The 14,514-nt window shown below is 57.5% G+C and carries 11 protein-coding genes and 1 pseudogene; 4 read left to right on the top strand and 8 right to left on the bottom strand.

The window, feature by feature from the left end; all coding sequences use genetic code 11:
- Positions 1-215 precede the first annotated feature (215 nt).
- From UB23_RS06400 to UB23_RS30190, 8 genes and pseudogenes are all read right to left on the bottom strand, one after another.
- Positions 216-1,556: an OprD family outer membrane porin gene (locus UB23_RS06400; protein ID WP_045058482.1), complete on the bottom strand. Its 1,341-nt coding sequence runs from the start codon at positions 1,554-1,556 to the stop codon at positions 216-218.
- 211 nt (positions 1,557-1,767) lie between these two features.
- A complete protein-coding gene (locus UB23_RS06395; protein ID WP_045058481.1) occupies positions 1,768-2,952 on the bottom strand; it encodes a M20 aminoacylase family protein in 1,185 nt (394 codons plus the stop codon).
- 4 nt (positions 2,953-2,956) lie between these two features.
- Positions 2,957-4,246 (bottom strand): MFS transporter, encoded by a 1,290-nt coding sequence (locus UB23_RS06390; protein WP_045058480.1) that lies wholly within the window; start codon positions 4,244-4,246, stop codon positions 2,957-2,959.
- Positions 4,247-4,581: 335 nt separating this feature from the next.
- Positions 4,582-5,505, bottom strand: coding sequence for a LysR family transcriptional regulator (locus tag UB23_RS06385; protein WP_045058479.1), 924 nt, complete (start codon positions 5,503-5,505; stop codon positions 4,582-4,584).
- Positions 5,506-5,545: 40 nt separating this feature from the next.
- Positions 5,546-6,472 (bottom strand): helix-turn-helix domain-containing protein, encoded by a 927-nt coding sequence (locus UB23_RS06380; RefSeq protein ID WP_045058478.1) that lies wholly within the window; start codon positions 6,470-6,472, stop codon positions 5,546-5,548.
- A gap of 170 nt (positions 6,473-6,642) precedes the next feature.
- Complete coding sequence (locus UB23_RS06375; protein ID WP_045058477.1) at positions 6,643-7,185, bottom strand: VOC family protein; 543 nt, start codon at positions 7,183-7,185, stop codon at positions 6,643-6,645.
- Positions 7,182-9,149: an oxidoreductase gene (locus tag UB23_RS06370; protein ID WP_236695843.1), complete on the bottom strand. Its 1,968-nt coding sequence runs from the start codon at positions 9,147-9,149 to the stop codon at positions 7,182-7,184. The genes UB23_RS06375 and UB23_RS06370 overlap by 4 nt, the downstream gene beginning before the upstream one ends.
- Before the next feature lie 59 nt (positions 9,150-9,208).
- A pseudogene (locus UB23_RS30190) lies at positions 9,209-9,376 on the bottom strand (LysR family transcriptional regulator); the annotation flags it as partial.
- A 126-nt stretch (positions 9,377-9,502) separates the two neighbouring features.
- On the opposite strand from UB23_RS30190, the gene salA reads away from it, so the two are divergent.
- From salA to UB23_RS06350, 4 genes are all read left to right on the top strand, one after another.
- Positions 9,503-10,786: a salicylate 1-monooxygenase gene (salA, locus tag UB23_RS06365; RefSeq protein ID WP_045058476.1), complete on the top strand. Its 1,284-nt coding sequence runs from the start codon at positions 9,503-9,505 to the stop codon at positions 10,784-10,786.
- Positions 10,787-10,862: 76 nt separating this feature from the next.
- Positions 10,863-11,801: a catechol 1,2-dioxygenase gene (gene catA, locus UB23_RS06360; RefSeq protein ID WP_045058475.1), complete on the top strand. Its 939-nt coding sequence runs from the start codon at positions 10,863-10,865 to the stop codon at positions 11,799-11,801.
- 48 nt (positions 11,802-11,849) lie between these two features.
- Positions 11,850-12,995 (top strand): NAD(P)-dependent alcohol dehydrogenase, encoded by a 1,146-nt coding sequence (locus UB23_RS06355; protein ID WP_045058474.1) that lies wholly within the window; start codon positions 11,850-11,852, stop codon positions 12,993-12,995.
- Between the two features lie 27 nt (positions 12,996-13,022).
- Positions 13,023-14,474, top strand: a complete 1,452-nt coding sequence (locus tag UB23_RS06350) for an aldehyde dehydrogenase (protein ID WP_045058473.1) — start codon at positions 13,023-13,025, stop codon at positions 14,472-14,474.
- The last annotated feature ends 40 nt before the right edge of the window (positions 14,475-14,514 follow it).

The raw sequence follows: 14,514 nt of genomic DNA, 5'->3' as shown, positions 1-14,514 counted from the left end.
AGGCTAAAGCGGGTAGAAGACAACTTCCCTGAGGATTTGGCGCAAGGGGGTGTCACACGCGGCCATGGCCGATAACTGCGACCAAAACATTGTTCGAACTGATCCATTACCTGCAGATGCGCAAAATGATTCTGCTAGGTGGATGCGCCGCAAGGCCGGTTTTGCACCTTGCGGCTGTTTCGCCGTTTCATCGTGCGAACATGCGGTGTGACAAACTAGAACACCTTGATCGGTACATTGACGATAAGCCTGAATTCATCAAGATTGCCTTCCAGTTGATATTCACTGGCACGGTGCGAAGAGTAACTGGTGATCAGACTGATGTTCTTGAAAGTGCCCGATTGCACCGTGTAGCTGGCATTGGCCCCCACTTCATAGTGACTCTCACCGCGCTGCTTGAGTACCGAGTTGTAGATGCCGTTCGGGCCACCGTCGTAATGACTGCCGTCGATGCCCATGCCCTTGATGTACCAGAGCGTTGTCTTGAGACCAGGCAGACCATAGGCCACCCAATCATTGTTGTAGAACATCCCTATCGAGCGCTCATTGGGGCCGTTGAAAAAGGACATCATGGTGTTGGGCAGGCTGATGGCATTGGACTCGAAGGGATAATCGAAATATTCGTCGCCCTTGATCTGTTGAAGGCCAATTTTCAACGAGTGGTTGCGCCATTGGGGAGTGATACTTAGACCGTAGGCCTGCTGATCGATTGTGCCGCCAATTTCGCGACCACTCGACTGGGTATTGTAGGCGTCCAATTGCACATCGACGTTAACCGATCCCCAGTTGGTTTTCGTGCCCAGGCCCAAATACTCGCGATCCCAGATATCATCGAAGCGGGAGACATAGGCGCTGCTGCGCCAGCCAGCGCTCGACACATAGTCGGCCCCGGCGTAGGCGTTAAAGTCACTGGTGACCAGGGGCGAACCGTAAGTGGGACTCAAATCCTGGCTTCCGGCCCCGGTACGCGGCGAGCCCTTGTCGAAGTAGCCAGACTTGATCGTCAAACCTTCGACGTCATGACTTTCCAGAGACACACCATTGAACGTTGAAGGCAATGTACGGGTGTCGGTGTAAGACATCATCGGTGTCCTGACTTGCTGCCTGCCAACCTTGAGCAGTGTGTCGGCGACCTTGAACTTCAGCGCCGCAATGCCAAGTTTGCTCCAGTCATCGACTACATCGCCGTCCTTGTCGACCAACAATCGATTACTGCCGCCCGCCGCCGCTATGCGGCTGCGCTCCAGCGCCACTGCCGAGAAGGTCGAAAGATCCAGCCCGAACTTGACCGGCCCTTGAGTAAAGCCGGAGACGAAGTCGAGCCTGAAGCCTTCCAGCCAGGCCGTGCGGTCACGCAGTATGCGTACCCCGTCTGGTGTTTGCAGTTTGAAATAAGTGGCCTTGTGGCCGACCTCGTGTGAGTACCACTGACGGGTATTGAGCGTCAGTGAGCTGTCATCCAGAAAACCTTGTTCCTCGGCATGGACGTTGGAAGTAAGAACTGCGGCCGCCAGCGTGCCGACGGTGAATAATGCCAAGTTACCTGTGCGATACATAGACCATGCCTGTTGTTGTTTTTAGGGCAGATAAGAAGTAAGTCGCCTAGTCATCGTTTTGGAGTTTTTGCGCGGGCAGGGCGTGGCCCGACTTGCCCATCAGGCCGCAGAGGCCTGATGGTGGTCGTTCAGCTATTGGGTGCCGGTTTAGCGGCTCGAGCACTTTGAAGTCATCAACTATCGATGAAGATGCGGACCCAAGCCTGCGACCTCAGTGGAGATAATCCTTCACAAGTTTCAACCAGCAGTCGGAGCCGATACGAATCAACTCGTCATTGAAGTCGTAGTGGGGGTTATGCACGGAGCAGCCATGAAACTCGCCTTCGCCGTTGCCCAGGAAGAAGTAGCAGCCTGGAACCTCTGTCAACATCCACGCGAAGTCTTCTGTCGCCATGATCTTCGCCGCGTGCGGCAACAAGTGTCCGGGCTTGAATAGCGGCTCCAGGTAATGGCGAAGCATCTCCGTCTCCTCAGCCGTGTTGACCAGCGCCGGCGCCAGTTGCGTGGTTTCAAGTTCAATTTCGACGCCGAACATCTGTTCATGTCCTTGGGCGATCTCCGCCAGGCGCTGATTGATTTTGCCTTCGGTCTGCGCTGTGTCGGTACGCACGCTGATCAGCATCGATGCCGTGTCAGGAATGATGTTGTAGACGGTGCCGGCTTCGACCATGCCGATGCTGATCACGGCATGTTCATCGACGCGGAGATTGCGCGATTTCACTGTCTGGATCGCGTTGATCATACTGGCCAGAACCGGTATCGGATCTATGGCGCGCTCGGGCATTGCTCCATGACCGCCGCGACCTTTGATAAACACGCGCACGCATTCCGAAGAAGCCATGGTCGGGCCTGCCTGGATCACGGCAGTACCCACCGGTATTCCCGGCAAGTTGTGCAAGGCAAAAATTGCGTCACAAGGAAAACGGTTGAAAAGACCGTCATCCATCATGGCCTTGGCGCCGCCCAGGCCTTCCTCGTCAGGCTGGAAAATTAGGTTGAGCGTGCCATTGAAATCGGGCGTCTGAGCGATGTGCCACGCTGCGGCCAGCAGGGTAGCGGTATGGCCGTCGTGGCCGCAGGCGTGCATGCGTCCCTCGATTCTGCTTGCATGGGCGAAGCGGTTTTTCTCCTGCATCGGCAGGGCATCCATGTCGGCGCGCAGGCCCAAGCGGCGAGTGCCGCTGCCTCGACGCAGTACGCCGACCACGCCATGTCCACCGATACCGCGATGAACTTCGTAGCCCCAGTCTTCGAGCTTGCTGGCCACCAAATCGGCGGTCAGCGGGGTGTTTGCGCCCAATTCAGGGTTTTGGTGGATCTCCCGACGCAGCTGGATGAACGTCTCCAGGTCCAATTCGGCCAGGGTTTGGGTTCCGGTTTGGGTCAATGCATTCATCAGGTCACTCCCGACCAGGGTTTTCGGGGAACGCAGCCAGGCACGCCAAACTGATGGCACCGCCGACAAGTAAATACAGTGCTGGCGCCTGGGGGTTATCCAGGGCCGCCGTGAGCCAAGTGGCGATCAACGGGGAGAACCCGCCGAACAAGGTAACGCCGAAGCTGTAACTGACGGCAGTGCCGAGCGCGCGGCGATTTTTTGGAAAGGCTTCCATGATCAGGGCGAAGAAGGCACCCGAACCGATACAGCCGGGCAGCACCAGAAGCGCGATGACCAACATAGCCACCCACAAATTTGTGCTCAAGCCGAGCAGGTAGAAGGCTGGCCACGCCAGTAGCACGGGCAGGGTGATCGTCCAGGCCAGCAGTTTTTTGCGCAGGCCGTGTCGATCCGCAAAGCGCCCGGCCAAAGGTGTGATAACAGCCAGACAGGCACTTGCCACACAGGCGATAGCCAAGGCGCTACGTTGCGGGTAACCCAGGGTGACAGTCAGGTAGGCGGGCATATAGAAAATGAACAGGTAGATGCCGATGGTCGCGCTGGCCATCAGGCCAGTCGCCAGCAGGGTGTGACGCAGATCGATGTGGTCGCGCAACCGACCTTCGCGCTGGGTCGGGTGGGCTTCGTGTGTCTCCGGCAGGCAGCGACGGATGTACCAGCCCAGCGGCCCGATCAGTAGCCCCAGCACAAAGGGAATGCGCCAACCCCAGCTTTCGAGGTCCTCGACGCTCAACGTGTTGTTGAGCAGCAGACCCAGACCAGCCCCCACCATGGCCGCGTAACCCTGACTGGCCGCCTGCCAACTCACATTGCGACAGCGGTTGGCCGTAGCGCTGGATTCCATCAGATACACCGACGCGGTGCCTACTTCACCTCCTGCTGAAAAACCCTGGGTGAGGCGGCCCGCCACCAGCATCAGGGTGCCGAACAAGCCGATATCCTGATAAGAAGGCGCGAAGGCAATCATCGCCGTGCCGAAGGTCATCAAGCTGATCGTGAGGCTCAACGCGGCCTTGCGGCCACGGCGGTCGGCAAAGCGACCGATCACCAGAGCACCGACCGGGCGCATGAGGAACCCGACACCAAAGGTGGCCAACGACATCAGTAGCGATGCCACTGCCGACTGTGCGGGGAAGAAGTTCTTTGCGATCACCACAGCGAAGAAGCTGTAGATCGTGAAGTCATACATTTCCAGGGCATTGCCTAGAGCGCAAGCGACTGTGGCTTTCCTGGAACCGATCACGGAGGGCGTCGCGGCGCAGCGGAGGGGAGGCGCTTGCAGAGTTGTCATCGATTTTTCCTGTGACAGTTTTGTTGTGGCCCGAATATCCGGCAAACACTGTCACTGCGCACTTGCGCTTTTCTTCGATGATTAACTGTTAGTTATGATGCATAGCAGCCTCTGGGAAAGACAGCGTCAGTTCGGTGCGATATTGTCCGTTTATCGATCACGCGCACCCTTTTACGACAGCGACACAATCGACGTGGCAAGCCGCGCAGGCTGCTGTTGTGCGGTGGAAACCAAATGACCTCCGGTTCAGGGTGTCCGGCCCCAGGAAACGGGGACAGACTTAACCGTTGGGCATATCGTTGCGTTTTTCTTAAGTTGCTCGAGTCGATTGCGCACTAGCGCGACGTATCGATTGACTGATTTTTTGAGAGTACGTTTTTGATCGCGTAGTAAAGGTCGCTGGCTGTCGTTGTCAGAGCGTTGCGGTCAATACAGACCAGGTAGATCGGGTACTCGGGGATACTTTCTTCGATCTTGACCTGTACCAGATCTTCGTTGAGCCCTTTGGGCAGTGTGTTTTCCATTCCGGCTTCACTGAGCGTCATGAAAGCATCGGCGTGGTGCAACAGATCCAGCGCCAGCAATACCGAGGAACACTCGGTTATTCGCTGCGGCGCAGGGATCTCATTGTCTTCGAACATTTGATAGAACTGGGATGAGTGATCGTCGATCGCATCGAGGCTGATCCAGTTCGCGAACTGCAGCTGGCGGAGAGAATGCGAGTGGCGCAGAGGATTATTCTTTCTACAGACCACCAGCCCCTGCATGCGGCTCAACGCTTCCCAATCCAGGTTCAGCCTTTGTGTGTGCTGCTGCGAGGTAATGGCGAAATCCAGCGTACCGTCGCGTAGTCGCTGCAGCATCTGGTTGGGACGAAGGTCCACCAGGCGAATCCGCACACGTGGATTCTTCGTCTGGAACCCGGCAATGCATTCTCCCAGCCCTTTGAGCACTGATGTCAGGGACGTGACCCCGATGCTGACCTCACCGACCTGCATATCCCTGATGTTTTCAGCCTCCAGTTGCAGTCGTCGCATGCTCTCGACCGTCAACTGTGCATGGCGAATGATGCGGCGACCTTCGTCGGTGAGCGACATTCCCCTGTGGGAACGCTGCAGCAGTGCCAAGCCCAGTTCGCTCTCCAGATCCTTGATTGATCGGCTGATGGCAGGCTGGGTGACATGCAGGATCTGCGAGGCCTCACTGATGCTTCCGGTCTGGTGGATGGCTACCAGTGCCCTGATTTGATGAAGTTTCACTTAACGACAGGTCCTTGCGGTGCGACGAAGGTGCTGCACGTTACTGCAAGGCCGAGGAGCAAAAAAGCCTGGAAACGTTTTTCTCGCGATACTGCTTGGGCGTCATGGACAGTTTTTCCTGGAACAGTCGGGTCATGTGGCTCTGGTCCGAGAACCCGCAATCCATGGCGACAGCTTTCAAAGGTACATCACGCACCGTAGAGAGGATTCGCTCAGCTTTTTTCAAGCGGCGCGACTGAACGTACTGATGGGGAGACACCCCATACACAGCCCCGAACACCCGTACAAAATACGACGGGCTCAGGTCGACTATTGCGGCCATGTCCTTGACCGAAATCGGGCAGGACAGGTGTGAGTCGATGTACTGCTGAAGCTGGTCGCGTTTAAGGTTTGTCAGGCGAGACGCTTGATCGTTGCCTCTCAGATCACAGCGCACATACTGGCGCAGCAGATGAATGCACATCTGTATTTCCAGCGTCTGGGCAAAGAGGCTGCTTCCCGGTTCACCACTCAGGCATTCCATTTCATAGGCGGCCATGAGCCTGGAGAGGGTCGCGTCGTTGACGATGGGGCAATGGTCGACAAAAACACGGTCAACATCCTGTTGAAAGACTTCATTGGCAACCTTGGCCATCATTGTTTGCGAGATGTAGATATGACTGACTTCGATATCATTCATCCAGTACCACCTGGACGATTCGCCTCGGGTCAAAATGGTCACGTCGTTATCGCCAACGGACCATTTTTGCCATTGCTTGCCATCGTGGAAACCCAGATTGGACGTTCCCGATTTCCATCTCACCAATTCGTAATCGCGCATGCACGGAATGCTGACTTCGGTTTTGTCAAAGCGGTAGCCCCGGATCGACATGCCGTTATCGGATGCAGTCTCGACGGTACCGTTGATCGTGACTTCGCCGGGGATAACGTCCAGCATTTTTTCTGGCGTTAGGAGGATGGCACTCATCACAACTCCCTTTTTATTGGCAGTGGAGTTTTTTATCAGCACTTGGCAGTTTTAGAATGTTGATCGCAGTGTCATGACATTCAAAAAGCTAACACATCCTTAGAGTTTGTACGAAAAACTGGCTTGCCATCGATCGGGGATTTCCACCCGACCGCATGGCAAGCGTTCTCTTACTTCGCCTGGATTTCGTGATCACTGGGCTCGGTCAACTCCGGTCGCCATCGGCGCAAATGAGTCTGACGCTCGTAGGCCTGCGCCGACGGGTAAGTCACCAATTCAATCGTGCTTCCCCAAGGCGTGCGGGTGTAGACGTAACGATTACCTTTCCCGGCGTCACCGCCCGGGAGCTCACCAGGACGGCTGAGCAGAGTTCCACCGGCCTTCTCCAGTTGTTCGGCCGCAGCGTCGATATCGTCAACGTAGATGCAAATGTGCTGAATACCCAAGTCGCTTGGAACTACTGGCTGCAACTGCTGCACCCCGGTGTAGGAAAATAGCTCCAGGTTGGGACCGTTGCCAAGGCGCAGCATGCGAATTGCGCTAATCACGGCTCCGGGTGCAATCCCCAGTCCCGCCTCCACTTCAGGGCCCCCCAAGGGCGCTTCAAGCATGTCGTAAAGTTTCTCGGCACCGAAGGCCTCGATGAAGAACTGCGTCGCCGCTTCCATATCGGGAACCGTAATGCCGACGTGTTCGATCGCGCGAACATTCATGACAGCTCTCCTATTTTCGCTGCCGCCCAGAAGCCAGACTGGGTCGCCTCATACATCCGACCGCCACGGAACCTCGTTCCGATGCTGTGGACGCGAATGTCATCGACGGCCGACGCCAGGACAGTCGAGGCATTGCGCGCAGTCGCCATCACCACGTAACCGTCATCCGCCGCCGCGACTGCCGTTCTGATCGATACGTCGAGACTGTTGAGAAGCCCGCTCAGATGGTCGCGCTGCATATCATTGGTATCGATTCCTACCCCATCTGCGGGGGAGACGAGGCTGACTTTTTTACCTTGCTCGGCCAGCCATAGGGCGGCAAACATTGCAGTCTCTGTTTCTCCAAATACGGTGACTTCGTCAGCCATGGGCAGAGCCCCGTTTGCCAGCATGTCGGCCACATCCGCGCCCTGATTCTGCGCAACGGTCCCGGTGGCGAGCAGTACGGTGTCCCATGGGGCCAAGTCGATGTCGGTTGCATCGGTATTGAGTTGCACGTCGACGGCCACGCGTTCGAGTTCGCTCTCGTAAAACTGGATCATGTTCCTGACCTCCATGCGAAACGGGCTCGCAGCGGCCCAGGCATGAAGCTGGCCGCCGATACGATCTGATTTCTCAACCAAGCGCACACTGTGCCCGCGCTCGGCAGCCAGGATCGCGGCTTCACAGCCGGCAGGCCCACCACCGACGATCAGAACCCGCTGCTGTATGGGAGCAGGGCGACGAGCATCACTCGCCCGGCGCTCCTGTCCGAGGGTGGGGTTTATCACGCATTGGGTACCCTTACCGTTGAACATCCACCGTGATATGCATTCATTCACCGCAAGGCAGCGGCGGACACTCTGCGGTTGCCCGCGCCGTGTCTTGTTAACCGTTTCGGGGTCCGCTAGACCCGATCGACCCAAGGCTACGAAGTCGAGTTCGCCGTCAGACACCGCTTGTGCCATCTCGTCGAACAGCCAGGTGAGACGACCGACGCCGATTACCGGGATCGAAACACGCTTTTTTACCAGCTTGGCGTAATCCACCAGCGATCCTGGCGCGACCATAGGCAGCAACGTCATCGCCGTGTCGTAGTTCCCGGCACTGACATCCAGGGCGTCGACGTAAGGTTCGAGCATTTCGCAAAAGGCCAGGCCATCTTCCAATGAGAGGCCTCCCTCGTAAGGCTCCATGACGCTCAGGCGATACAGGATCGGGAAATCCGCACCGACCTGTGCGCGAATCCCGCGCACGACGTCGAGTGCAAAACGGGCGCGGTTCTCCAGGGACCCGCCCCAGCGGTCAGTGCGTTTATTTGTAAAAGGTGAGAGAAACTGACCGAGCAGATAGCCATGTGCACCGTGCAGTTCAACGGCATCAAAGCCAGCAGCCATGGCGCGCCGGGCCCCCTGGACGTACTTGTCGATCAACCCGGGAATTTCATGTTCTTCGATGGCTCGTGGCGGAGTGCCGAACGCGCTGGTGATGCCTGCAGTCGGCGCGAGAGGCGGTTCGTTACGTTCCGTGTTGCCTTGGGAGTTCTGGCGCCCGGTGTGGTGCAACTGCACCGCGATCTTTGCGCCTTCACCGTGGACAGCGTCGACCAGATTGCTGAGTGCGCCAATGAACCTGTCGTGGTCAATTCGCATAGGGTGGCCGGCTGTGCGCCCGACTTCCCAGTCGATAGAGGTGTTCTCTGTAATGATGAGACCAACTCCTCCACGAGCGCGGGCCCGATGGTACTCGATGAGCTTATCGTCAACTTCACCGAAGGTGCTCGCGAACTGAGTGAAGATCGGTGCCTGCACAAAACGGTTGCGCAATTGCAGTGAGCCGATCCGCCCGGGCTGGTAGAGCGCCGCGGCAGGGCTGTCTGAAGCTACAAGATTTCGGATGTCTGGGTGTGCCATTGCCATCTCCTCATTATTTTTTTTGTTTTGAGCTTCGAGCATGGAGTGAGAGGCGGCCTGAGTATTGAACATTCATGCCGAGGCGTTGAAGAATCCTCCTTTAGCACCTCAGCGGTACTCGCTCAGGTGACTTAATCTGAGAACAACTCAAACATCAGCTGGCAAAGCTCTCGATCGGCCGGCCTCCTGTAATAGCGTGCGTGCCAGAACAGGTTTATTTCGATGTTGGGCAGCACCACCGGAGTCGGTAGCACCGCGAGCCCGAAGGGTTGTTCGCAACTGCTGGCGAATCGTTTAATGCTCGTCCTGAAGAGTAATATTCACAACCGTGATGGCATGTATGGGATTTACGGTATTTATCAATAGAGCTCAGGTGGCGATGATTTGGTGACTCCAATAACAATCAGCCTACTGGGTAACTTGCTATGCGTACTTCTGAATCCAAATTGCACATCGGTATTGTTGGCGGTGGTATTGCCGGCGTGGGGCTGGCCCTTGACCTGTGCCGTCATTCCCACCTGAGTGTGCAGCTGTTCGAAGCGGCACCAGCCTTTGGCGAGGTCGGAGCAGGTGTCTCTTTCGGCGCCAATGCCGTTCGAGCCATCGCGGGTCTGGGTATTGCCGAACCCTACCGCAAGATTGCCGACCAGACTCAGGATCCCTGGCAGGACATCTGGTTCGAATGGCGTCGCGGTGAAGATGCCGGTTATCTGGGCGCAAGCCTGGCCGAAGGGGTAGGGCAGTCATCGGTACACCGTGCTGACTTTCTCGATGCCCTGGCCAGCCAGTTGCCCGAAGGGATCGCCCAGTTCGGTAAACGTGCAGTCAGCGTAGAGCAGGATGGCGAACAGGCTCGCGTGGTGTTCACCGATGGCACTGAGCATCGCTGCGATCTGCTGATCGCTGCCGACGGTATCAAGTCTTCAATTCGTGATCATGTGCTCAACGGTCTTGGCTACCCCCTGGTGGCGCCGCGTTTCAGTGGTACCTGCGCCTACCGCGGGATGATCGACAGTGAACAGCTGCGCGCAGCCTACCGGGCCCGGGGGGTCGATGAGCATTTGATTGACGTGCCGCAGATGTACCTGGGACTTGACGCGCACATTCTGACCTTCCCCGTTAAACAAGGCCGGTTGATCAACGTCGTCGCCTTTATTTCCGACCGCAGTCGCCCTGATCCCACCTGGCCAAGCGATGCGCCATGGGTGCGCAATGCCAGCCAGGAAGAAATGCTGTCCGCCTTCGATCATTGGGGTGACGCTGCAAAGGTGCTGCTCGAATGCATTCCGGCACCCACTCTTTGGGCGCTGCATGAGCTCGATGAATTGCCGGGCTACGTGCATGGCCGCGTGGGGCTGATAGGCGATGCTGCGCACGCCATGTTGCCCCACCAGGGCGCTGGTGCAGGTCAGGGGCTGGAAGACGCCTGGCTGCTGGCGCGCTTGCTCGCCGATCCGCAGGTCCTGGACAGTCAGCCACAAGCAGTGCTGGCGGCTTACGACGCTATCCGTCGTCCACGTGCCTGCCGTGTGCAGCGCACCTCATGGGAAGCCGGGGAGCTTTATGAAATGCGTGATCCAGTTGTAGCCGATGACGAACAACTGCTGGGCAAAACCCTCGCCGAGCGTTTCGACTGGCTGTGGAATCACGATATGCAGTCCGACCTTCAAGAGGCGCGTGCCCAGTTAGGTTGGCGAGCATCTGCTTAACGACTTGACCGAAATGCACGGGAGGGAGCGTCCAGCGGCTCTCTTCGTGGATACCAATAAGATCAGGTGAATCAAGATGATCGTAAAAATTTCTCAACTGCCGCAATTGCAGCAATTCTTCCGACAAGCCTCGGGACTGGATAACAACCAAGGCGATCCACGCCGCAAGCAGATCGTTTTGCGTTTGCTGCAGGAAGTCGCCCGAGTAATTGAAGATTTGCAGATCAGCGACGATGAATTCTGGGGGGCGGTGGACTATGTCAACCGCTTGGGTGCCAAAAACGAAGCAGGTTTGCTGGTCGCCGGACTCGGCATCGAACATTTCCTTGATCTGCTGGCGGATGCCAGGGACGCAGAGGCGGGCCGGACCGGAGGCACGCCACGGACCATCGAAGGTCCGTTGTACGTAGCAGGCGCGCCACTGTGTGAGTACCAAACTCGCATGGATGATGGAAGCGAGGATGGCACAGCAACGGTGTTGTTTCTGGAAGGGCGCGTAACCGACTTGAACGGTGAGCCTATCGCCGGAGCCACTGTGGACTTGTGGCAAGCCAACACCCAAGGCAACTACTCATACTTCGATAAGAGCCAGACGGCGTTCAACTTGCGGCGCCGGATTCTCACGGACGCCAATGGTTGCTACCGGGCTCGCAGCATCGTGCCTTCGGGGTACGGTTGCGATCCAACCGGCCCCACTCAGGAATGCCTGGATCAATTGGGCCGTCACGGGCAGCGACCTGCGCATATCCACTTCTTCATCTGCGCCCCAGGCCACGAACATTTGACCACGCAGATCAACCTGTCGAATGACAAGTACCTGTGGGACGACTTCGCGTATGCAACACGTGACGGGCTGATTGGCGAAGTCATTTTCGTCGACGACGAGGAACAGGCTGCTGCCAATGGTGTGACGGGGCGCTTTGCCGAGATGACGTTCAATTTCAGCCTGCGTCCGGCCGCGAGCGTTGCAGCAATCCATCGTAGCCAACGCCCGCGAGCGTTGCAGTCTGCCTGACAAACCGACGTTTTCTCGACTTCGACGAACTACTCCAAGGAGACAACAATGTCCCAGACCGCTGCTCAATCGATGAGAGTCCGTGCCGCAGTGCTGCGCGCCTCAGGGGCTGCATTAGAAATTGAGGATGTCTTGCTCGAGGCGCCTCGGCCCACAGAAGTGCGCGTCCGTGTAGTCGCTACAGGCGTTTGCCACACTGACATGGTGGTGCGAGATCAGTTGTTCCCAACGCCACTGCCGATCATCCTCGGTCATGAAGGTGCGGGCGTCGTGGATGCAGTCGGTTCCGCTGTCACCACGGTTCAACCGGGCGATCACGTGGTCATGACGTACATGTCTTGCGGCCTCTGCCTGCCTTGCGAAACCGGCCACCCGGCACATTGCACGCACATGCATCCGCTGAACTTCGGTGGCGGCCGACTCGATGGCAGTACGTCCGCTTGCGCCTGTGGCAGCGACCACGCCATCCACGACCATTTCTTCGGTCAATCCTCGTTTTCCACTTACACGATTGCCAATGAGCGCAACGTGGTCAAGGTCGCGAAACAGGCGCCATTGGAATTGCTGGGGCCGCTGGGTTGTGGCATCCAGACGGGCGCAGGATCGGTTCTCAATGCACTCAAGGTCGAAGCCGGATCGAGCTTCGCCGCCTTTGGTGCGGGCGCAGTCGGACTGGCGGCGGTAATGGCCGCGAAGGTCGCCGGCGCTACGACCATCATCGCTGTGGACGTCACCCCGAGCCGGCTGGAACTGGCACTGGAACTGGGCGCAACCCACGTCATCAATAGCCGCGAAGAAGATCCGGTTCAACGCATTCAGTCCATCACCCAGGGTGGCGTCAATTACAGCCTTGAATGTTCCGGCCGTTCCGAGGTTCTTCGCCAGGCAATCGACGCACTTACCACGCTTGGCACCTGTGGCATCGTAGGCGCTACCAAAGTTGGCACCGAGGTGGCATTTAATATCAACGACGTGATGATTCCCGGAAAACGGATCATGGGCATTGTCCAAGGCGATGTCGTTGCCAATGCCTTCATCCCGAAGCTGGTTGATCTCTATCTGCAGGGCCGATTCCCCTTCGACAAGCTGTGCAGGTTTTACGAGTTTGATGAGGTGAACCAGGCGATGGCCGATAGCGAACGCGGTGTCACCATCAAGCCGATCCTGCGCATGCCAGTCCCCGCTTCGGTGTGACTTTTTCGATCTCTATAGGAACCCGCAATGACCGTTCAACTCGTAATAGACAACCAAAAACTTGCCGCCTCCACTGGCAAGACTTTTCAACGTGTCGATCCGCTCAGTTCCGCGACTGTGAGCGTAGGTGCAGCCTGCAGCGTCGAGGATGCCATCCGCGCCGCCGAATCTTCCCAGCGCGCTTTCCGGACGTGGTCCAAAACCGGCCCAACCGAGCGTCGGCGGATTCTGCTGGCGGCAGCCGACTCCCTTGAATCGAAAATGGCGCAGTTCTGCTCGGTCATGGCTGAAGAGATCGGCGCTTCGCAACTGTGGGCACAATTCAACGTGGGCGCATCGGCGAACCTGCTGCGTGAAGCCGCGGCCCTGACCACGCAAATCAAAGGTGAAACCATTCCGACTGACAAGCCAGGCGCACTGTCGATGACGTTGCGCCAACCGGTGGGCGCAGTGCTGAGCATCGTGCCCTGGAATGGCCCGGTCATTCTTGGCGCACGCGCCATTGCCTACCCTCTGGCATGTGGCAACACGGTGATCTTCAAGGGGTCTGAAAGCAGCCCACGTACGCACGCGCTGCTGGCCGAAGCGTTTTACGATGCCGGTTTGCCGGCGGGAGTATTGAACTTTCTGATCAGCGCGCCAGAGGACGCGTCTGCTGTGACTGAAGCGTTGATCGCCCATGACGTGGTGCGTCGGGTGAATTTTACGGGTTCGACCAAGGTCGGCCGCATGATTGCCCAGACCTGTGCCACTCATCTCAAACGTTGCCTGTTGGAACTGGGTGGCAAAGCCCCTTTCATCGTACTGGATGACGCGGATATCGACGGGGCAGTCAACGCTGCCGTTTTCGGCGCATTTCTTTACCAGGGACAAATCTGCATGTCGACCGAGCGCTTTGTAGTCGATGAAGCGGTTGCCGACCAATTCGTTTCCCGTTTCGCGGAACGCGTACGGTCGCTTGAAGTCGGCGTGCCAGCGACAACACCCGCCTGCGTGATCGGTCCAATGATCGGCCAGGGTTCAGTGCAACGGATCAATCATTTGCTTGACGACGCCATCGGGAAAGGCGCTGATATCGTGGCTGGCGGCTTGGCGGAAAATGCCTTGATGGGGCCGACACTGGTCGATTGGGTGACCCGTGAGATGTCGATCTATGACGAAGAGACCTTTGGCCCGGTGACAACGATCGTCCGGGTAAAAGGTGCCGAGCAGGCGCTGCAGGTGGCCAACGACACCGCCTACGGCCTTTCGTCATCCATATTCAGTCGCGATGTCACACGGGCATTGGAGTTGGCTGGCCGACTGGATGCCGGCTGCGTACACATCAATGGCGCCACCGTGCAAAACGAGCCGCAGGCCCCGTACGGTGGAATGAAGAAGAGCGGCTATGGACGCTTTGATGGCAGCGCAGTCATCGAGGAGTTTACCGAGGTCAAGTGGGTCACGGTTGAACCCTCCAACCAACCTTATCCATTCTAAATTTGAAACCGGCGCGTAATGCGCCGGTTTTTTTTGCACT

Origin of the sequence: Pseudomonas sp. ES3-33 (assembly GCF_000952175.1) — a bacterium.
Taxonomy (GTDB): Bacteria; Pseudomonadota; Gammaproteobacteria; order Pseudomonadales; family Pseudomonadaceae; genus Aquipseudomonas; species Aquipseudomonas gregormendelii.
Note: the sequence above shows the minus strand (reverse complement) of the source record. Positions and strands in the feature narration are given on the sequence as shown.